18 protein-coding genes and 1 pseudogene are annotated in these 20,191 nt (G+C 63.4%); 11 read left to right on the top strand and 8 right to left on the bottom strand.

Annotation, left to right across the window (positions count from 1 at the left end):
* The first annotated feature begins 61 nt into the window (after positions 1-61).
* From LGH82_RS27310 to LGH82_RS27320, 3 genes are all read left to right on the top strand, one after another.
* Positions 62-931: a protein-L-isoaspartate O-methyltransferase family protein gene (locus LGH82_RS27310; RefSeq protein WP_227345692.1), complete on the top strand. Its 870-nt coding sequence runs from the start codon at positions 62-64 to the stop codon at positions 929-931.
* 110 nt (positions 932-1,041) lie between these two features.
* Positions 1,042-3,732, top strand: a complete 2,691-nt coding sequence (locus LGH82_RS27315) for a hypothetical protein (protein WP_227345693.1) — start codon at positions 1,042-1,044, stop codon at positions 3,730-3,732.
* The gene (locus LGH82_RS27320; RefSeq protein WP_227345694.1) at positions 3,732-4,667 is read left to right on the top strand and encodes a hypothetical protein; all 936 of its coding nucleotides are present in this window, start codon (positions 3,732-3,734) and stop codon (positions 4,665-4,667) included. The genes LGH82_RS27315 and LGH82_RS27320 overlap by 1 nt, the downstream gene beginning before the upstream one ends.
* A gap of 12 nt (positions 4,668-4,679) precedes the next feature.
* Here LGH82_RS27320 and LGH82_RS27325 read toward each other — a convergent pair whose 3' ends face one another.
* On the bottom strand, positions 4,680-5,609 hold the full coding sequence (locus LGH82_RS27325) for a LysR substrate-binding domain-containing protein (RefSeq protein ID WP_227345695.1): 930 nt from the start codon (positions 5,607-5,609) through the stop codon (positions 4,680-4,682).
* A 104-nt stretch (positions 5,610-5,713) separates the two neighbouring features.
* Here LGH82_RS27325 and LGH82_RS27330 point away from each other — a divergent pair, with 104 nt between their 5' ends.
* From LGH82_RS27330 to LGH82_RS27340, 3 genes are all read left to right on the top strand, one after another.
* The gene (locus LGH82_RS27330; RefSeq protein ID WP_227345696.1) at positions 5,714-6,910 is read left to right on the top strand and encodes a clavaminate synthase family protein; all 1,197 of its coding nucleotides are present in this window, start codon (positions 5,714-5,716) and stop codon (positions 6,908-6,910) included.
* Positions 6,911-7,071: 161 nt separating this feature from the next.
* Positions 7,072-8,109: a CapA family protein gene (locus LGH82_RS27335; protein WP_227345697.1), complete on the top strand. Its 1,038-nt coding sequence runs from the start codon at positions 7,072-7,074 to the stop codon at positions 8,107-8,109.
* 79 nt (positions 8,110-8,188) lie between these two features.
* Complete coding sequence (locus tag LGH82_RS27340; protein ID WP_227345698.1) at positions 8,189-9,151, top strand: hypothetical protein; 963 nt, start codon at positions 8,189-8,191, stop codon at positions 9,149-9,151.
* Positions 9,152-9,163: 12 nt separating this feature from the next.
* On the opposite strand, the gene LGH82_RS27345 is transcribed toward LGH82_RS27340, so the two are convergent.
* Entirely contained in the window at positions 9,164-9,658 is a 495-nt protein-coding gene (locus LGH82_RS27345; protein WP_227345699.1) for a YegJ family protein, read from the bottom strand.
* Positions 9,659-10,107: 449 nt separating this feature from the next.
* On the opposite strand from LGH82_RS27345, the gene LGH82_RS27350 reads away from it, so the two are divergent.
* Together LGH82_RS27350 and LGH82_RS27355 are read left to right on the top strand one after the other, a co-directional pair.
* Positions 10,108-10,350 (top strand): DUF1344 domain-containing protein, encoded by a 243-nt coding sequence (locus LGH82_RS27350; RefSeq protein ID WP_227345700.1) that lies wholly within the window; start codon positions 10,108-10,110, stop codon positions 10,348-10,350.
* 206 nt (positions 10,351-10,556) lie between these two features.
* Positions 10,557-11,186: a hypothetical protein gene (locus LGH82_RS27355; RefSeq protein ID WP_227345701.1), complete on the top strand. Its 630-nt coding sequence runs from the start codon at positions 10,557-10,559 to the stop codon at positions 11,184-11,186.
* A 76-nt stretch (positions 11,187-11,262) separates the two neighbouring features.
* On the opposite strand, the gene LGH82_RS27360 is transcribed toward LGH82_RS27355, so the two are convergent.
* The gene (locus tag LGH82_RS27360) at positions 11,263-11,784 is read right to left on the bottom strand and encodes a hypothetical protein (RefSeq protein WP_227345702.1); all 522 of its coding nucleotides are present in this window, start codon (positions 11,782-11,784) and stop codon (positions 11,263-11,265) included.
* Between the two features lie 817 nt (positions 11,785-12,601).
* Between LGH82_RS27360 and LGH82_RS27365 the strand changes: the two genes are divergently transcribed.
* Positions 12,602-13,450 carry a diacylglycerol/lipid kinase family protein gene (locus LGH82_RS27365; RefSeq protein ID WP_227345703.1) on the top strand — a complete coding sequence of 283 codons (849 nt, stop codon included), beginning with the start codon at positions 12,602-12,604 and terminating at the stop codon, positions 13,448-13,450.
* Here the strand turns inward: LGH82_RS27365 and LGH82_RS27370 are convergent.
* A protein-coding gene (locus LGH82_RS27370; protein ID WP_227344189.1) for an IS3 family transposase occupies positions 13,395-14,746 on the bottom strand; the annotation gives its coding sequence in 2 pieces (ribosomal slippage) (positions 13,395-14,410 and positions 14,410-14,746; 1,353 coding nt in all). The genes LGH82_RS27365 and LGH82_RS27370 overlap by 56 nt on opposite strands.
* Before the next feature lie 86 nt (positions 14,747-14,832).
* Between LGH82_RS27370 and LGH82_RS27375 the strand changes: the two are divergent.
* Positions 14,833-15,060, top strand: a pseudogene (locus LGH82_RS27375) (diacylglycerol kinase family lipid kinase); the annotation flags it as partial.
* Between the two features lie 19 nt (positions 15,061-15,079).
* On the opposite strand, the gene LGH82_RS27380 reads toward LGH82_RS27375, so the two are convergent.
* The 4 genes from LGH82_RS27380 to LGH82_RS27395 form a co-directional block, all read right to left on the bottom strand.
* Positions 15,080-15,547 (bottom strand): DUF6790 family protein, encoded by a 468-nt coding sequence (locus LGH82_RS27380; RefSeq protein ID WP_227345704.1) that lies wholly within the window; start codon positions 15,545-15,547, stop codon positions 15,080-15,082.
* Positions 15,548-15,703: 156 nt separating this feature from the next.
* Positions 15,704-16,621, bottom strand: a complete 918-nt coding sequence (locus LGH82_RS27385; RefSeq protein ID WP_227345705.1) for an NAD(P)-dependent oxidoreductase — start codon at positions 16,619-16,621, stop codon at positions 15,704-15,706.
* Positions 16,618-17,832 (bottom strand): mandelate racemase/muconate lactonizing enzyme family protein, encoded by a 1,215-nt coding sequence (locus LGH82_RS27390; RefSeq protein WP_227345706.1) that lies wholly within the window; start codon positions 17,830-17,832, stop codon positions 16,618-16,620. The genes LGH82_RS27385 and LGH82_RS27390 overlap by 4 nt, the downstream gene beginning before the upstream one ends.
* Complete coding sequence (locus tag LGH82_RS27395) at positions 17,829-19,445, bottom strand: GMC family oxidoreductase (RefSeq protein WP_227345707.1); 1,617 nt, start codon at positions 19,443-19,445, stop codon at positions 17,829-17,831. Before LGH82_RS27395 ends, LGH82_RS27390 begins: the two co-directional genes overlap by 4 nt.
* 258 nt (positions 19,446-19,703) lie before the next feature.
* Here LGH82_RS27395 and LGH82_RS27400 point away from each other — a divergent pair, with 258 nt between their 5' ends.
* Positions 19,704-20,099 (top strand): acyl-CoA thioesterase, encoded by a 396-nt coding sequence (locus LGH82_RS27400; RefSeq protein WP_227345708.1) that lies wholly within the window; start codon positions 19,704-19,706, stop codon positions 20,097-20,099.
* Positions 20,100-20,191: the final 92 nt, after the last annotated feature.

A 20,191-nucleotide genomic window follows, 5' to 3' on the forward strand; every position in this document is an offset into this window, starting at 1 on the left:
CCGGTGCATCGGATCAATCAAGGGATTTTTGGCGGCTTAGGCCACTCCTGGGGGACTTTTGATGAAGCGTCGAGACTTTTTGACGCTGTCGGCGGGCGCGGCGGCGTTTTCCATTCTTCCAAGCGTCGCCAGGGCGAATGTGCCGGTGCCGTTCGACCGCAACGCCGATGTGCCGATGGGCGACAAGAAGGCGTTCATCGACTGGATGGTGGCCAATCGCGGCGAGGATCCGAAATACCTGGCCTCCCGCTTCGACCGTTTCCAGATCATGGTCTACAACAAGGACGTGCTGGACGACCGCAACAAGCGTGCCTTCCTGTTCACGCCGCGCGAGGAATTCGTGCTGCCGCAGAATCTGGGCCGCGCCTATGACCATGCCTTTCTCGACATTGGCTATGGCGTGACCATTTCCGGTCCGCACCTGGTCGGCCGCATGACGACGGCCATTGATGTGCGGTTCGGCGAATCCGTGCTCGAGATCGGCACCGGCTCCGGTTACCAGTCGGCCTATCTGTCGAACCTTACCGACAAGGTGCATACGGTCGAGATCATCGATCCGCTGGCGACCCGCACCCGGGGCATCTATGATGGGCTGGTCGGGCGCGGTTATAGCGAGCTCAGCGCCATCGCCAGCAAGAGCGCCGACGGCTATTATGGCTGGGACGGCGTCGGCGATTTCGACAAGATCATAGTCACCTGCGGTATCGACCATATTCCGCCCTCGCTGCTGCAACAGCTCAAGCCCGACGGCGTCATGGTCATTCCGGTCGGGCCGCCCGGTGCGCAGCACGTGCTCAAGGTGGTCAAGCAGAAGCTCCCGGACGGCACGTTCAACATCGTCCGCTCCGACATCTACAATGGCAAGGTGGTGCCCTTCGTGCCCTTCACCAAGCTGGAAGGCGAACAGATCGTCGGCACGCATAACGGCTGATTGGCCGCGCCGCGCGGTGATGGCCTTTGTTTGTCGCAGGTTCCTATCGCAAAACCGTGGGACACTTTCGCGGAACCTGCTGAGCTGAACCGTCGCACCAAGGGGCCTGAATGGCAGCCGTAGCGTCAATCTCTCGCCTGACCATCCCTTCGCTGGAGGCGCCACGGCTGCCGCATTTTCTCGCGATCGGGCTGATCGCCGGCGCCATCATCGCGCTGCAGATCGCCGTCATGCGCGTCTTTGCCGTCGGCAGCTGGTCGCATTTCGGCTCGCTGGTGGTCAGCCTCGCCATGCTGGGCTTTTCGCTGTCCAGCGTCGTCATCTTCGCCGGCAAGGACTGGTTCGACCGGCACTGGCAGGGCGCCGCCACGACGGCGCTGCTGCTGTTCGGCCCGCTCGCCGTCGCTTCCAACCTCTTCGCCCAGACGGTGCCGTTCAACGCCATCTTCCTGGTTTCGGACCCCACGCAGAAATGGCGTCTGCTGGCCAATTTCCTGCTTTATCTGCTGCCGTTCCTGGCCGGTGCGTTCTTCCTCGGCATCGTCTTCCTGAAAAGCCGCACCGCCTTCGGCCGCGTCTATTTCGCCGATCTCACCGGTTCGGGGCTCGCTGGCCTGGTCGTGCTGGTCTCTATGTATCTGTTCGCGCCGGAAACGATCATCGTTGTGCCGCTGCTTTTGTGGGCCATCGGCTCGATCCTGTGGTTCGCCGCATTTGGCGCCTGGAAGAGCGTCGTGGCCGGCGTGGTCGTGGCGGCACTGTCGATCACTGGTTACCTGGCGCTGCCCGGCCTGCTCGGCATACCCGACATTGCCGTCTCGCAGTACAAGGGCGTCGCCTATGCCCGCAATTTCCCCGACGGCAAGCGCATCTACCGCAGCGTCTCGCCATTCGGCGACCTGCAGGTCTATGCCAGTTCCTATATGCATTTCGCGCCGGGCCTCAGCGACAATGCCGCCTTCGGCATGCCTGAAGTCCCGGCCAACACCTATGTCGGCATGTATCGCGACGGCGACGGGCCGGAAGGCATCATGCGCAACCTGGCGCCGGCCGAGCAGGTCTATTTCCGCTATCTGCCGATGCACTATCCCTATGTCATCAAGAGCAACCCTAGAACCTTCGTGGTGCAGTTCGGCGGCGGCATCTCCACGCAAACAGCGCTGAATGCCGGCTCGACCTCGGTCACCGTCGCCGAGAGCAATCCGATGGTGCTCAAGGCGTTCCATGATCCGGCCCTCAAGGATGTCACCGGGGATATCCTCGCCGATCCGCGCATCAAGATCATCGACTATGACGGGCGCCTCTATCTCGCCAACACGGCTGAGCGCTACGACGTCGTCGATCTCAGCCTCGCCGACAGTGTCGGCCTGTCCAACCCGGGTGGCTTCGCCATCTCGGAGAAATACGCCTACACGCGTGAGGCAATGCTGAGCTACTTCAGGGCGCTGGCCGATGGCGGCATGCTGTCGGTGACCTTGTGGAACAAGGAAGAGCCACCGAAATCGGTGCTGAAACTCTATTCGACCATCGCCGAGGCGGCCAAGGCGTTCGATCCGGCCGGCGCCCAGAATGATATCTTCGCCGTGTCGAGCTATCTCTCGACGACGACGGTGCTGTTCAAGCGCGGTGGCTTCAGCGCGGAAGAGATCACCAGGCTGCGCGACTACACCAGGTCGATGTCGTGGGAAGAGCTTTACTATCCTGGCATGGCGTTCGACGGCTCGAAAAGCCAGAAGCTGCTTGACGACTATCGGGCCTCGATCTTCGGCAGCGGACAGGATGCGACGCTGGCTGGACCCGCAGCCGACCCGACCGCGCCTCCGGCAAACGCGGATTGCGATCCGACGGCGCCGGCCGATCCGACGCTGGATGCCTGCGCCAATGCGGGCGCCGCGCCCGGACCCGACGTGCTACCGGCAACGGCGCTGGAGCGGCTGACCTGGCATTCCCTGCTGACCGGCGGCTGGGAAAAGGTCGCCAGCGATTACGTTTTCGATACGCGTTCGCTGAGCAACGACCAGCCCTATTTCGCCGCCTATGTGAAGACCGCCGATCTGCCGAAGACGCTCGACCGGCTTGATCTCTTCCAGGACGACTGGGGCTATCTCTTGCTGTGGGCGACGCTGGGCATTGCCTGCATCACCGCCGCATCGCTGGTGCTGTTGCCGATGATCTTCGGCTGGCGGATCGTGTTTTCGCGCTCGCGCGGCAAGCTCGGTACCATCCTCTATTTCGCCTGCCTTGGGGTCGGCTACATCATGGTCGAGGTCGGGCTGATCAGCCGTTTCACCGTGGCGTTGGCCAATCCGACGGTTTCGGCCTCGGTGCTGATTTCGTCCATGCTGGTGTTTTCCGGCCTTGGCAGCCTGTTTGCCGAGCGCATCTTCGACCGCGCCAATGTGCTGCTGCCGGCGGTGTTGGCGTCGATCGGCCTGCTGCTCCTGGTCTACGGCCTCTCTCTATCGCCGGTGCTCGACTGGATCGGCTCCTATCCCTATTCCGTGCGCCTGCTGTTCTGCTTCCTGCTGGTGTCGCCGCCGGCCTTCCTGATGGGCATGCCGATGGCCACCGCCATGACCTGGCTGGCGCGGCTTGAAAAGCAGCATCTGTTCGTCTGGGCCTGGGGCATCAATGGCTGCTTCTCGGTCATCGGCTCGGCCGCCGTGCCGATCGTCGCCACCAGTTTCGGCCTCAGCGCCGTGCTGCAATGGGCGGCCATCGCCTATGTCGTCGCCATACCCGCCTTCTTCGCCGTGCTGATGCCACCCAGGGCGCAGCCGGCCCGGCTCGTGGCCGCCTGATGCCAAGCCGGCGCGCCATCGTCTCGGGATTGCTGGCCACGGCAGCGTTTCCGGCGACGAGCCAGGGGGCCCGGTTGCGCAAGTCCATATCGACAATCGTGCCGTTCAAGACCTCGCCCTTTCCGTACCGGGGCAAGCTGCCGGACGGCTCCGGCCCGTTTCTCGACGCGACCAGGGATGGCCGGCGCGGCCACACCTCACCGCGCGGCGGCATCTATTGGGAAGACGAGACCTATTTTGACCGCAGCACGCTGCTGGCGGTGCCCAGGGGATTCGACCCAACCAGACCGGCGGTGATCGTGGTGTTCTTCCATGGCAATGGCGCTACCCTGCAACGCGATGTGGTCGTGCGCCAGCGGGTCTTTGCGCAGGTCGAAGCGTCCGGCCTCAACGTCGTGCTGGTGGCGCCGCAATTCGCTGTCAACGCGCTCGATTCCAGTGCCGGCAATTTCTGGACGCCCGGCGCCTTCGCGCGCTTCATGGCGGAGGCAGGGCAGGGGCTTGCGAAACTCACCAGCGCCAAGGCGGCGCGGTTCGACGCCATGCCGATCGTGCTGGCCGCCTATAGCGGCGGCTACAATCCCGCGGCCGCCGTGCTGAAGAATGGCGACGCCGGTGGCCGCCTGCTTGGCGTGATCCTGCTCGACGCCGTCTTTGACGAAAGCGACATCTTTGCCGGCTGGATCGCCGGCCACGTGGAAAACCGCTTCTTCGTCAGCGCGTATGGCGAATCCTCGGCCTCCGGCAACGCTGAGATCATCCGCCTGCTCGGTAGTCACGGCGTTCGGGTCAGCACGGACCCGCCGCATCGGCTCTCGGCCGGCACCGTCGCCTTCATTGCGTCGCACGGCGCCCACGACACGTTCGTCACCCGCGCCTTCGTCGACAATCCGCTGCAATGGCTGCTTGGGCGCGTGCACGGGTTTCCGCGTTAGATCCACGCGGGCTCATTGCGGCAGGGCGCCATCAACTCCGATATCGGCAATCGCGGCCAGATGGGCGGCGACCGCCGTGGCGCGGCGCGCCTTCGGGCCATGCAAGGGCCAGACAAGGCGGCGCCTGATCGTCAGCGCCGGCACATCGCGGGCGATTTCGACGAGATGGCCGGGGTCGAGATGCCGCCGCAGGACGACCTCGCTGGCCAGCAGCGCGCCCATGCCGGCAATCGCCGCCTGCGCTGCCACGATCGTCAGCCCGAAACGCGGTCCCTGGTCTATTCCCTTCGGCCGCCGGCCGGCTGCCGCGAACCAGTCCCGCCATGCCGGATAGACATCGTCGCCCATCATCGGATCGATGTGCAGAAGCGGCATCCTGTCGAGGACATCCGCTGAATCCGGCCGGTCGTGGCCCTGGATCAGCGATGGCGCGCAGGCTGGGATCACCCGTTCGGCGAACAGATCGACTGACGCGATGTTCTCAGTGGTGTTCTTGCGGTAGCTGATGGCAAGGTCGACGCCTTCCTCCAGCATCGCGTCGAGCGGGATCGAGGCGACGACGCGGACTTCGAGCCCGGCCAGTGCCGCGCGCACCCTGTCGAGGCGGGGCGCAAGCCACAGCGAGGCAAAGGACGGGTCGGCTGATATGGTGAAGGTTTCGGCCTGTCGTTCGAAGCGCAGCCGCCGCAGACCGGAAGACAGCGCGTCGAAGCCGCGATCGATGTCGGGCAGGGCGGCCTCGGCGGCGCGGGTCAGCACGATGCCATTGCCGGCGCGGCGGACCAGCTTGACGCCAAGCCTGTCCTCAAGCTGCCTGATCTGGTGGCTGACAGCGCCCGGTGTTACGCCGAGTTCATCGGCCGCGCGCGTCAGGCTACCGGTTCTCGCCGCCGCCGCGAGCGCCCGCAGGGCAGATAGAGGGAGGTCACGCAGCGTCGTCATGAATTGAGATTACCTCAAAACATGTCGAAGGGAACTCGTTTGATCGCGCGGCTATCGAGCCGTAGCCTCCTTGAAGGAAAATCAATCGCAAAGGAGAGGCAACCGTGCTGGTTACACCGAGGCATTCAAGCACGAACGAGTGGCCGGTCCGCGCCATCCGCAACGAAGGCGATCGCATCGCTGTTGACCTCGACAACGGCAGTCAGGGGCGGCTTTCCACTCGCTGGCTGCGTCTGGCCTGCGAATGCGATGTGTGCGGCGACACTGCCTCCGGCAAGAGATGGTTGACGCCCGCCGGTGTTCCAGCCCGAGTTCAGGCCACTGCGCTCGACGTTTCGGCAGCCGAGGTGAGCGTCTTCTGGGATGACGGCCATGTCTCGCGTTACGGTTCGGATTTCCTGGCAGGCCATGCCGGCGGCGGTTCAGGCCCGGCGCGTTTCCGGCCGCAACTGTGGAGCAGTGATCTCGGCGGGAAACTCGGCCGTTTCGCCTTCGATGCGGTGGTCGAGGAAGACAAGGCGCTGTTCGGCTCACTGCGGGCGCTGCGCGACCATGGCATCGCCATGCTGACCGGGGTTCCGGCTGATCCGGAAGCAACAGTGCGGGTTGCCGGGCGCTACGGACCGATCCGCGAGACCAGCTACGGCAAGGTGTTCGACCTGATTTCGCGCCCGGACGCGCGAGTGGCCGGAGAGACGGCGCGAGCGCAGATACCTCATACGGACGAGCCGTTCCGCTATTCGCCGCCGGGTTTCATCTTCTTTCACGCCATCCGCACGGGGGCTGGCTCGGGCGGCACATCGCTGATGGTCGACGGGTTCCATGTCGCAGAAACGATGCGGACGAGCACGCCGGAGCTGTTCGATCTGCTGACGCGGCACGGTGTCACCTTCCAGCGGGAGCACGCGGGCGAGGTGTTCTTCAGCGCCGAGGCGCATGTCATCAGCCTCGATGCTTCCGGTGCGGTCACCGGTATCCGCTACAATGACCGCTGCCTTGCGCCGCAGACCGCGCCCCTGGATCGTATCGATGGCCTGATCGAGGCGCTGGCCGAGCTGACGCGGCTGATCCGCGATCCGCAAAACCAGTTCCAGCATCAACTGCAGCCGGGCGAGGTACTGGTGTTCGACAACCAGCGCGTCATGCATGGCCGCAGCGCCTTCGATCCGACGCTGGCGGTGCGGCATCTCAGAAGCTGCAACATCGACCGCGACGGCGTCCACAGTGTGTTCCGCACGCTGGCTCGACGCTTCGCGCCGCAAGAGGCGGAGGCGGTGTTTTATCAGGGCGCGATTTTCTAGAGGCACGCGCGCATGCTTCTCGCCATGTCAAACAGCATCGCGCCTCGTCCCGAAGGAAACGGGACGGGGCTCCATCCCGTCTGTTTGAGCATGATTTTCGAAAGCCGGATTCCACCTTTCAGGATCATGCTTTAAGGAGAGAAAACGAAGCTGGGCATCGCGTGTCGAACTATCCGCTCTCCTACAAGCTGTCGTGGCTGCCGCGCTTCCTGAAGCCCTCGCTTGGCGGCGACGCGGGTGTTTTCGCGCCAATCGCCGCAACCCTGATGGATCCGCCACCGGCGAGCATGGTTCGGCTGGCTTTTGTCGGCGATATCTCGGCCATCGCCAATCGCAGTGCACCGCAATGCGATCCGGCGATCGCGGAACTGCTTTGCTCCGCCGATCTGGTTGTAGGCAATTGCGAAAGCCCGATCGTGGAGCGGCCAAGCGCCGCGCTGGGCACGATGCTTGGCACACACCATGCGATGACCGAGCGGTTTCTCGCCGAGGCGTTGGGGGCGGTCGGCATTAGCAGTGAAAAACTCGTGCTGTCGCTGGCCAACAACCATGTGCTGGACCAGGGCATCGCCGGTTTCGACGAAACGGTGGCGGCGCTGAAGCGACTGGGCATCCGCACCATCGGCACGATCGAGGGCGGCCCGGTCGCACGGCTTGCCGTCGGGCCGCTCAGCATCGGCCTTGCCGCCTTCACGCTGTGGCGCAACGCCGATGCGGACCTGTTTGCTGGTCGGGTGTCGATGGACAGCGATCCGGATTGGGCGCGCTATACCGGCGGTGTCGATTTGCTTTGCGCGGTGCCGCATTGGGACTGGGAGTTCCGGCATTTTCCGCGCGACGAGACGCGAGCGCTGGCGCGGCGGCTGGCCGCGCAGGGCGTCGGGCTGATCGCCGGGCACCATGCCCATGTCGTGCAGCCGGTGGAGCGGATCGGCGGGACGGTCGTCGCCTACGGGTTGGGTGATTTCTTCGGCACCGCCTTTGCCCGCCAGCCCTGGCCTGGCCGCATCGGCGGCATCATGATTGTCGATGTCAGTGCTGATGCGGGCACGCCGGGCGCGATTGCGGCCTACCGGCTGCACCCGTTCGTGCGGCTGCGCGTTGGTGACCATGAGCGGCTGGTGGAGGTGGAGGAGTTGCAGGGGGCGTTGAGGCAAAAGGTAGTGGGCCGCCTTGATGCGGTGTTTGGCCGTCGTTGATTGCCATTGCACTGACTCTCCCGCAAAACCCGCTATCATGCGACGGCGGAAAGCAAACGTTCTGCTTCGGGGGATGGTGATGGAAACAGCCGGATTCATGCCGAGCGAAGCTGACATCGCCGGCATCAAGAGCAACCTCGCCGCCTATGAGGCGACAAGGGCGGCCATCTCCTGGCGGGTGCGCTGGCGGGCGCCGCTGTTCGTGGTCCTGGTGCTGATCTTCGTGGTTGTCGTGGGCTGGGTGTTCAACAAGGTCGCCGACCCTCGCGAGCAATGGCTGTCGACGCCGCATGTGCTTCTCTACGTCGTTGGCCTGGCGGCAGCGGTGTTTCTCTATTTCCGGGAGACAAGGCCGGCGCGTGTGCTCCAGCGATCATACCGCGACACGCTGCTGCCGATCATCTTCGGCTTCATCGAGGATATCAGCTACCAGCATGGCGTGACGCCAAATTCCTTCGACCGGCTGCCGCGCGAGACGGTCGGCTCGTTCAACCGGCAGGCTTTCGACGACATTGTGTCCGGCCGCTACGAGGACTTTCCGTTCGAGCTTTACGAGGCAAATCTGAGGGAAGGGTCGGGCAAGGGCGCAACAACGATTTTCAATGGCGTTGTCGTGGCGTTCGAGGCCATCGTGCCGTTTCCCGGAATACTGGTGGCGTCGCGGCGCGCCCACCGGGAAGTCGGCTTCTTCCGCGGCATCTTCACAGCCAGGATGCAGCAGCTTTTGTCCGGCGTGCCCGAACTCGATGCGGCCTATGAATTCCGCACCGACAATGTCGAGGCGGCGCGACCGCTGGTAACCGGCAGGCTGGCGCAGGCGCTGACATGGCTCGGCGAAACCTGGCCTGACGATCCAGCGCGTATCGCGCTCAGTGGTGGCGACTGTTTCCTGCTGCTCCCACAGACCAGGAACTTCTTCGAACTGCCGGATATCTCGGTGCGGCTCGACTACCAGGCCCATGTCGCGCCGATGATCGCCGACATGGGCGCGATGCTGGCGACGGCGGCGCTTGTGCGCAAGGTCGGCGCGAGAGACGATTGACCGGGGGCTTTGTCAGCAGTCGAAGCCGTATTCATCACGCATGGTGTCCACCTCTTCTTTCGACATCCTCTTGAACATCACACAGACGGTGAAGCTGCCGACCTGACGCCCGTCGAGCGTGTATCCCCAGTCGGAAATATCGTCCCGGTCGAACTTGATGTCCTGGCCGAGGACAACGTTGTGCACTTCGGCGGGCTGGTTTGCCAAAATGCCGACAAACCCGGTCTCGGTGCGACGGAACGGTATGACCCAGAAGTGTTCGGTGACGTTTCCGTCCCGCACCTTGACCTTCAATTTGAACCTGTCCGTGCCGGAAGGAGGCGCTTCGGCTAGAGCCAGGAACTCATCCAAGCTGGCAAGCGCCTTCGCAGTCGCTACCGCCATCTCGGGATCGTCCGTGGCAAACATAACCGTCTTGTCGTCGCTCGAATCCGTGGCTTGTGCGCCAGCCAATCCCGGAGCAAGCGCCAGCATCAGGCATAGCACGGTGCGTATTACTGACTTCATGGAATGGTGGCCCCCCGACCCATCTTCTATAGTGGCGGGCACTATGGTGCATCGGTTTCAAAATTGCAACCATTGCGCGAGTTCACCTCTGCTGAAATCGCTGAGGTCGCCTGATCCATGAAACAAAATGTGTCTCGATGATTATTCCTCAGCCCGTTTCGTGATGTCGTCGGGCGGGCAATGCGGCGAGCATGTGATCGTCACATACCGGCAGCCGCTGGGATAACAGACTCTTTTCATAGGGAAAGCGTTGCAGCAAACGGCCTTCCGATTAGAGGGAAGGGCTGCCTTGTCGCTAATGCGGCAGAATTAAGCCTATGATTCCATTTGCGAAAAGTCACTCAACGTGATTTGCGGAGGCGAGGGCATTCGTACCAGTTTCAGGCCGTCCGGCGCCGTCGTCCCCCAAGGTGGCGTCCGGAAAACCGAAACAGCACGGAGTGCTACAGATGAAGAAGACCCTCGCAACCACCGCCGCTCTGCTCGCCTTCCTTGGCACTGCCTATGCCGCGACCGTTCAGGGCACCATCCAGGCCGTCGACCCGACCACCAAGTCGATCACGCTCGATGACGGCAAGATCTACCAGCTGTCGCCGGACACGGCGGTCGGGAAACTCAAGGTCGGCGCCAAGGTCGCGGTCACCGTCGATGACAAGACGGGCATTGTGACGTCGATCAAGAAAGCTTCGTAAGTCGCTATCTGCTGATCATATTTTCCATACCCTGTTCCAAGCTTGGCCGGTCCCCCGTGGGCCGGCCATTTTTCTGGCGCTGTCCGAGGCGGTGCGCGTTACCCACCGCCAAACGGCAATGTGACCCCACGGAACCGTTTTCCTCGACGTTCTATCGTGCCATCAAGGCCTCGAGCGGGATGGCATAGAACGTGACAGGAGACTTCATGCGGATGAGAACAGCGGTGGCAACACTGGCTTTCATCGCGCTTTGCGCATCGGCCCGGGCGGAGGACCTGAAGGCCTTCAGGCTGACCATTGACGGCGTGGCCGTCGATATCGATGCCGGCGAAAGCGTTGATATCACACTGCCGGACGGCAAGCAGACCAAAGCCACGCTTGAGCGCAACGACTTCGCCACCTTTTCAGGCGACAGCTTCTCCTTCGTGCATCCGAGCAACATTTCGGTCACCAAGACCAACCTCGGCGACAACATCAACCAGTATCTGATGGCGTCGGCGCTTGGAACGATCGTGCTGCTGCAGGAATATTCGGCGATGAACCCGGTGTCGCTGAACCAGCTGATGCTGCAGGAGATGACCAAGGAATCGGTGCAGGCGGGCGCGACGCTGACGCAGGAGCCGACGACGCGAAAGCTGGCCGACGGCAAGGAACTGACCGGCATCCACGCTGTCGTCAAGACGCGCACCGAGAGCGCGGACTTCGAGGTGCTGAGCTATGGCATTGCCGACCAGGGGATCATCATGGTCACGCGCATCGACCACAAGAACGACAGCACCGAAGCGCCGCTGCTCGACAAATTCTGGGAAAGCCTGAAGGTCAAGCTGTCGGGCTGACGAAGGCACCGTTGCGGCCGCCAATCGCGGACGTTGGCGATTGGCTGCCGGAAACGAGCGAGACTGACCGAGGGACCTACAGTCCCCTCGGCACCAGGCCGGCCAGCCAGTTCACGGAGCGTTTCGCCGCATCGGCGGTCGCCGAGGCGGCTCGGCCGAGATCGGTCTTGACCACGGCGTAACCGTTCTTCGTGCGGTAGAGCACACCGGTGCCGCCATCGACCACTTGCTCATAGGCGACGGGCCGGACGGCGGCCGCTTCCATGGCCGTCGTCGGCGCGCCGACGGGAACGTTCGGGCGGTGGCTCAGTTCCGGCGGCAAAGGGGTTTCGGGTTCGACAGCCCGGCTGGCAGGCTTCAGTTCCGGGCCGGACGCGGTCGCGGCCAGTTGCGAAGAGGAAGACGAGCCCTTCGTGCGGCAGATGCCGGACACCAGCGGGTAGTTGAAATTGTGCTGGTGCAACATCTGGCTTTTCATCGCGGCTTCGCAATCGGCGACGGTTGCCCATTTGGCGGGCGTCTCGCCGATATACTCGCAAAGCTTGGCGTCGCAGTCGCAGCCGACGATGGTCATGGCGACAAGGGCGGTCTTGATCACGGTCTTGTCCCTTCCAATTCCCCCAACTCACCCATCGCTGCCGAACAAGGCGGGATTTGGATGCGATTGTGAAATGAGCGTGGCGAGGGTGCCAAAGGGCCGCTTTGACGCCAGGCGTGGCCGAAAGGCATCAGTAGACATGCTCCAACTCACGCCCGCTTTCACCAGCGCCGGCGGCACGAGATGCAGCTTGCGCACGGCCATGCCGGTGCGCGCATCGCCCTTGGCCCAGGAGCCCAAAAGACAGTCGGCGCCGGGATTTCTCCCAGCGCCTCCCTGTCAGATCAGGACACGGGTCGAGGCAGCAACTTCCGTAAAGTCGTCGCGCCATGCCGGCCTTGATTTTGACGGTCCTGCCAGTCGTTGCCCGAGGCAGCGTCCGTTCCAGACCACGCCGGTCTCCGCCCTTGCGGGCTTTGCCCTGCGCGCCATCGAAGGTTTTCGCCGTCCTTCATGGCAGCATCGGTCCGCCGTTGGCGTTCGCACGCTTTCCGCGGCCCCGTAGGTCTCGGCTTCCGTCCCTCAAACAGGCAAGCCTGCTTTCGCTTGGAGCCGTACGGGCCTCAGGAAATCAGCCTTTGCGCTTTGCCTTTCGGCTGGGCGATTGGTAGCCGCCTGAGATGGGTTTAACGTATGCCGGGCAAGGGCTTTGCGATACGGTGCGCAGCCTGTGGATTGCGGGATTATCGGGGATCGAGACGCGGCTGCCGGTGAAAGCAGGGACTGCGCGTTTCGCCCCTTGCTCCGCCTGCAGGCGCGGGCTTCAATGCCGGCAAAGGATCGGGCACGACATGCCCGGCGCCGGGGAGGGTGCGTATTGAAAGTCGGGGTGGTTCTCAATCCGGTTGCTGGCGGCGGCAGGCTGAAACGGCATTGGCCGGCGGTCGCCGCGTCGCTGAAAAGGCATTTTGGCGATTTCGAGTTGCGCGAGACTCAAGCGGCGGGTGATGCTGAAAGACTGGCAATCGATCTGGCCGCCAGCGGCTTTGACCTGGTGATCGCGGCGGGCGGTGACGGCACGGCCAGCGAAGTGGCTGATGGCCTGCTGCAGGCCTCGCGGGAAACCGGCCGCACGACCGAACTCGGGCTTCTGCCTTGCGGCACCGGCATCGATTTCGCGCGTGGGCTTGGCCTTCCAAAGGAGGTGGACGCGACACTGAAGCGGCTGGCCGAAGCCAGGGGTCGCAAGGTCGATGCCGGGCGCATCTGCTATATCGACGACCATGGCGCGCTGGCCAGTCGCCACTTCATCAACATCGCCAGCCTCGGCCTGTCCGGCGCGACCGACCGCGCCGTCAATGCCGACAAGCGCAAGGGCAGGGTATCGGCCAAGGCGCTGTTCTTCTGGCGCACCGTGGTGGAGTTTATACGCTACCGGTTCCAGGACGTCAGGATCACCGTGGATGACGGCGCACCGGTCGAGGCGCGCATGGCGCTGGTGGCGGTGGCCAACGGAAAGTTCTTCGGCGGCGGCATGATGATCGCGCCCGATGCCGAACTGACCGACGGGCAGTTCGACATCGTCATCCTGCGCGCTGTCCGTCGTCAGATCATTTGGCTCAGATTGGATCGCAGATTAGCGGAGTGTCGGCCTCATCTTGGGGTTGATGTTAAGCGGCGATCTTGCGGTGCTGCAAGCGCCGATGTTGGATGGTTTGGCGTTTGATCCTTTCTCGCTGTTTGATAATGGCTGCGGCCCTGCCGAAGTAGGCGTCGGCTGGCGTTACGTTGGCCAGGCTCTCGTGGTAGCGTCGATGGTTGTAATGTTCGACGAAGGCTGCGATCTGGGCCTCAAGGTCGCCGGGCAGAAAGTAGTTCTCCAAGAGGATTCGGTTTTTGAGGGTCTGGTGCCAGCGCTCGATCTTGCCTTGGGTCTGGGGATGCATTGGAGCGCCCCGGACATGGCTCATGCGTTGGTCCTGGATATAGTCCGCCAGTTCGCCGGCGATGTAGCTGGGGCCATTATCGCTGAGCAGCCGAGGCTTGTGGTGCACATGGGCCTGGTCGCACCCTGAGGCAGTAAGTGCCATGTCCAGCGTGTCGGTGACGTCCTCGGCCCGCATGGTGCTGCACAGTTTCCAGGCGATGATGTAGCGGGAGTAATCGTCGAGCACGGTCGACAGGTACATCCAGCCCCAGCCGATGATCTTGAAGTAGGTGAAGTCCGTCTGCCACATCTCGTTGGGTCGCGTCGTCTTGGTGTGGAACTCGTTCGCCGCCTTGATCACCACATAGGCCGGGCTGGTGATCAGATCGTAGGCCTTGAGGAGCCGGTAAACGCTGGCTTCTGACACGAAGTAGCGCGTCTCGTCGGTGAACCGTACTGCCAGTTCGCGCGGGGAGAGCTCGGACTGCTCCAGCGCCAGTTCGATGATCTGGTCATGGATGGCAGGCGGGATGCGGTTCCACACCCGGCTCGGCGCCGAGGGCCGATCCTGCAGCGCCTCAGGCCCGCCCTCGACATAACGGTCATACCAGCGATAGAAGGTCCGGCGCGGGATGCCCAGTCGGTCCAGCGTTTTGCGGGTTGGCAGGTGTGACTGCTCGACGATCCTGATGATCTCGAGCTTTTCGGATGCGGGATATCTCATTCTTGCTCGTCCCCATCCGCGATCATGCTTTTTTTGAGCAGACGGTTTTCCAGTGTCAGATCAGCGACGCATTCCTTCAGCGCGCCGGCCTCCCGGCGCAAATCCTTGACCTCGTCGCTGGTGGCAGCACGAGCGGTATCACCCGCCAATCGGCGCTTGCCGGCCTCCATGAACTCCTTGGACCAGGTGTAATACAGGCTCTGCGCGATCCCTTCCTTGCGGCACAGCTCGGCGATGCTGTCTTCGCCGCGCAGCCCGTCCAGCACGATCCGGATCTTGTCTTCCGCTGAAAAATGCCGCCGGGTCGCCCGGCGAATGTCCTTTACCACCTGCTCGGCAGGCTTCTTGGCACTTGAGGATTTAGGGCTCATCTTGGTTCCTTCGTCGTGACGACGAGATCAAAACCCTCCTTAATTCACAACCTCAAATCTGGGACACAGGTGCTGACGGGGAACACCTGCGCGCGGCGGGCAAGCTGAAGCTGATCTGGGACATACGCCTGCTCTATGGCGGGCGGCATCGCGACCATCCGGCGATCACCATCCTGCGTGGCCGGAAAGTGATGGTCGAACCGCTCGGCGATGTCGAGAAGAACGGCGCGCTGGTCGACATAGACGGCGAGTCACCCGGGCGTATTCCCGCGACCTTCGAGATCCTCCCGGGGGCGCTGACGCTCAGATACTGAGGCTCTGGTCGATACCAGCTCAAGCCGGCTTAAAGAGCGTTGCGGCGAGGTAGAGCGCCAGCACCACGAAGATGAACAGGTCCGAGATCATGGCGATGTTCTCATTGGTGTTGCGGTCGCCTTTGCGCAGATGCAGGGCACCCGCCAGTCCGTAGAACAGGCCACCGGCGATCGCCGCCGGCACCACCCATTCGCGGTTCAGCAGCGACAGGCCGCCCAGCACGCCGATGGCGAAATTGGCGAAGCCAAGCTCGCGGACAATGATCTGCGCCGCCTTGTCCTTGATGCCGAAGATGGTGTCGGCGGTGAAGGCGGGGTTGGCCATCTGCCTGACGCCGGCAAGCAGCAGCCGCATGCCGACCGCCCAGAAGACGAACCATTTGCCGATGAGAAATACGAGGCTGGCGTCGCTGTGGAATGCGGATTCGATAAGGATCGAGAGGATGGGGAAGACCCCCATCAAGAGCACAACGACCGCCAGATACATGAACCGCCTCCAAGGCCGCCCCGCTTTCGCGGCATGGGATTATCTGAGCGGAACCGACCATCTGAATCAAGCGGCTACGAGATTGATTCAGCTCGTTTCGACCGAGAGTCCGTAAATCCCTCCAGCAGGCTGAAATTGTTCGATATTTCCGGAGTTTCAGGTTTCCAGTCTTGCCGGAAAGCCGGGTGCGCGCAGGTCGGCACCTACGGTATCCTCGAGCAATTTGACGATCTGGGTCGACCAGGCGCCGCCACCATATTCCTGCTTGCCCTGTTCGAAAATCGCGTTGACGCGTGATGCGAGATCGAGCGGCACGCCGAAATCCTTGCCCATGCCCAATGCAAAGCCGAGGTCCTTCAGCGCCAGGTCCATGGTGAAGCCGATGTCGTAGGAGCCGTTGAGCACCAGCTGGCTTTCGGTCTCGTGGACGAAGCTGTTGCCGGAAGAGGCGACGATCGCGTGGTAGGATTGGGCGAGGTCTAGGCCACCCTGCTTGGCCAGCATCAGTGCCTCGCCGGCGGCGACGAGATGGATGAAGGCCAGCATGTTGGTGATCACCTTGATCACCGCCGCCGAGCCGATCGGGCCCATCAGGAACGATTTTGCGCACATCGCTTCGATGGCCGCGCGGTGACGTTCGTAGAGCGCAGCATCGCCGCCGACCAGCGCGGTGATTTTTCCCACCGCCGCCAGGTGCACGCCACCGGTGACCGGGCATTCCAATGTGTCGACACCCCTAGCCGAAGCGAGGGCCGCGAGGCGCACGATCTCGTCGCGGCCATTGGTCGACATCTCGATCCAGGTGCCGCCCGTGGGCAACCCCTCGAGCAATCCGCCGGGACCAGCCAGCACCGCTTCGCTGACCTTCGGGGAGGGCAGGCAGGTGATGGCGTTGCCGGCGCGGGCGGCCGCGTCGGCGGGGCTGTTCGCGGCGGTGGCGCCGAGCGCAACGAGGCGCTCGACGGCGTCGGGGTCGCGGTCAAAGACCGTGACCCCAAAACCGTTGCGGATGAGGCTGGCGGCTAGGTTGCCGCCGAGATGGCCAAGGCCGATGAAGGCGTAGCTTTCACTCACGGCATCAACGGCGTTTGCATCATCTGCAGGTGCAATTCCTTGCCGGTGTAGGGATGCGCGTCGCAGACCGCCTCGTTGAGTTCGACGCCGAGGCCGGGCTCCTTCGACGGGATGACATTGCCATCCTGCCATTCGATCTTCTTCTTCAGCAGCGTGGCGTGGAAGCCGTCCCACTGCTTCAGGGATTCGAGGATGAGGAAGTTGGGCAGCGTCACCGCCAGCTGGATGTTGGCGGCACCGACGATCGGACCGCAATAGCAATGCGGCGCGATCTGGATGTGATAGGCCTCGGCCATGGCGGCGATCTTCTTGGTTTCGAGAATACCGCCCGAGCGGCCAAGGTCCGGCTGCAGGATGGTCGCCGCGCGGTTCTCGATGACGCGGGCGAATTCGAACTTCGTCGTCAGCCGCTCACCGGTGGCGATCGGGATCGAAGTGCCTCGCGCCACCTGCGCCATCACTTCGGGCATGTCCGGCGGCACCGGTTCCTCGAACCACAGCGGGTCATAAGGCTCGATGGCACGCGCCATGCGCAGCGCGCCTGACGCGGTGAACTGGCCATGCGTGCCAAACAGGATGTCGGCGCGATTGCCCACGGCCTCGCGGATCGCCTTGACCATGCGGGTGGCGACGTCGATGTCGAGCAGGCGCGGCTGGTGGCCGTCGAAGGCGGTGTAGGGGCCGGCCGGGTCGAGTTTGACGGCATTGAAACCCTGCTCGACATATTCGAGCGCGCAAGCGGCCGCCATGTCAGGGTCGTTGTAGACGTTCCTGCCGTCCGGTGCGTCCTCGGAGTGGACGCTGCCGGTGTGCGGATAGAGATAGGTGTAGGAGCGCAGCGTTTCGTGCACCTGGCCGCCGAGCAGCTTGTAGACCGGCTTGTTGGCCTCCTTGCCGATAATGTCCCAGCAGGCCATTTCGAGCGCCGAGAAGCAGCCCATGCCGGTCACGTCCGGGCGCTGGGTGAAGCCAGACGAATAGGCACGGCGGAAGAAGGTTTCGATGTCGTGCGGATCGTGGCCGATGAGATAGCGCTCGGCCATGTCCTCGACCAGCTTTGCCGTGACATGGGCCGAGAAGGTGGCGTTGTAGGCCTCGCCATAACCGACGACGCCGCCATCGGTGGTGAGCTTGACGAAGATGAAATACTTGCCGCCGATGCCGGGCGGCGGGTTGCCGACAACCCAGGTCTTGACGTCGGTGATCTTCATTTTTGGTCCTCCAGAACCAGTTCGGCACCCTTCCATCCAGTCATGACGGAGGCGGCGTTGGTATTGCCGGTGATGTTGTCGGGAAAGATCGAGGCGTCGATGACGCGCAGGCCTTCAAGGCCATGCACTTTCAAACGCGGATCGACGACGGCATGCGCGGGATCAGGCCCCATGCGGCAGGTCGAAACGGGATGATAGACGGTGCCGGAACGCTTCCTGAAATCCGTGATCAGGTCGGCATCGGATTTGATCGACGGCCCGGGCAGGACCTCCTCCTCGATGATCTCGGCCATTGCCGGCATCGAGGCGATCTTGCGCACGAACTTCACCGCCGCCAGCATCTCGTCGACATCGGCATTGGTGGAATAGGCGTTGGCGACGATCTTGGGATACTCGCGCGGGTTGCTGGAGCGGATCATGATTTCGCCGCGGCTCGATGGGCGGCAGTTGGACAGGCCGATGGAGAAGCCTGGCCATGGGTCGGGGGTCAGGATCGGGCGCTCGCCGCTCTTCGGGATGACCGTCGAGAACGCCTGGAAATAGAGCTGCATGTTTGGCCGGGTCGCCGACGGATCGGTGCGGAAGAAGCCGCCGGCATTGTTCATCGACAGCGACAGTGGGCCCGAACGCGTCAGGATGTACTGCATGCCGACCATTAGCTTGCCCCACCAGGGTCGCAGGATCTGGTTCAGCGTCGGCACACGGCCCTTGAAGGTGTAGTTGATGCCGACATGGTCCTGCAGGTGCGCGCCAACATTTTCATTGGCGTGGACGACCGGAATGCCCAACCCCTTGAGCAGTGCCGCCGGGCCGACGCCGGACAGCTGCAGGAGCTGCGGCGAATTGATCGAACCTGCTGAAAGGATGACCTCGCGGCCGGCGCGGGCCGTCTTCGTCTCGCCATTGTGCAGATACTCGATGCCAGCCGCACGCTTGCCCTCGAACAGGATTTTCGTCGCCAGCGCATTCGTCTCGACGCGGACGTTGCCCCGCTTCATCGCCGGGCGCAGGAAGGCGCGGGCCGCCGACATGCGGCGGCCGTTCCTGGTCGAGATCTGGTAGATACCGACGCCTTCCTGGGCGGCGCCGTTGAAATCGGGGTTGAGCGGCAGGCCGGCCTGCTGGCCGGCGGCGAGATAGCGCCGGGTTAGCGGGTGGACGGCGTTCGAACTGTCGGTGATGTGCAGCGGACCGCCGGTGCCGCGCCATTTGTCGGCGCCGGCCTGGTTGTCCTCCAGCGCCTTGAAGGCCGGCAACAGGTCGTCATAGCCCCAGCCGGGGTTACCGGCGGTCGCCCAGGCGTCGAAATCCTCGCGCGCGCCCCTGATCCAGACCATGGCGTTGATCGAGCTTGAACCTCCGAGCAGCTTGCCGCGCGGCCAATGATCGACATTGCCGCCGAGGCCGGGGTCCGGCTCGGCCTTGTAGTTCCAGTTCACCGCTGGGTCGAAGAAGGTCTTGCCGTAGCCGAGCGGCATCTGCACGTAGAAGCGCCGATCGGTGCCGCCGGCTTCGAGCACCAGCACTGAAAAGCGGCCCGATGCCGACAGTTTGTCGGCGAGCACCGAGCCGGCCGAGCCGGAGCCCACGATGATGAAATCATAAGTCTGCATGATGGGTCTGGATGGCTCCGGAATTCGCGCTGCAGCCTAGACGCGACGGGCGCGCAAAGTCGCCGGACGTTCCGGCATGCGTTGTGAAAAAAGCGACTGGCGCGGCTCCGTTCCGAGGCGCAATCGCGGTAGCCATGTCGCTTTGTGGAAAGGCGTCTCGAAACGGATCCGGGCAACCGCGACGGGCCGGCTGCGTTGACGCATCACCGTCATGACGGTACGGGATCGAGGACAGTCGACCTCAAGAGGATTTCTCGCATGGTGAAATACGCTGAAGGACGGCCGATCGGCGATTTGACGCTGCGGACGCTGGCCATGCCTTCGGACGCCAATGCGGCCGGTGATATTTTTGGCGGCTGGGTGATGGCGCAGATGGATCTGGCCTGCGGCATCCGCGCCGCAGAGCGCGCCCGGGGCCGCGTGGTGACGGCGGCGGTGAAGGAAATGTCCTTCGCCAAGCCGATGAAGATCGGCGACACGCTGTGCATCTACACCCATGTCGAGCGCGTCGGCCGCACCTCGATGACGCTCAAGGTCGAGGCCTGGGCGCAGCGCTATCTTTCCGACCTGATGGAAAAGGTCACCCATGCCGACTTCGTCATGGTGGCGCTGGACGGCGAGGGCAAGCCGAAGGCGGTTCCGGCGGAAAGCTGATCGGCTCGATCTAGTCAGCCTGGAATCAGACAGCAAGGCCGCTGCCCGCCTCCCGCGAGGGGGCAAGACGGCGATGCTGTGTGATGTTTTTC

Source organism: Mesorhizobium sp. PAMC28654 (assembly GCF_020616515.1).
In the GTDB taxonomy this organism is placed as follows: domain Bacteria; phylum Pseudomonadota; class Alphaproteobacteria; order Rhizobiales; family Rhizobiaceae; genus Mesorhizobium.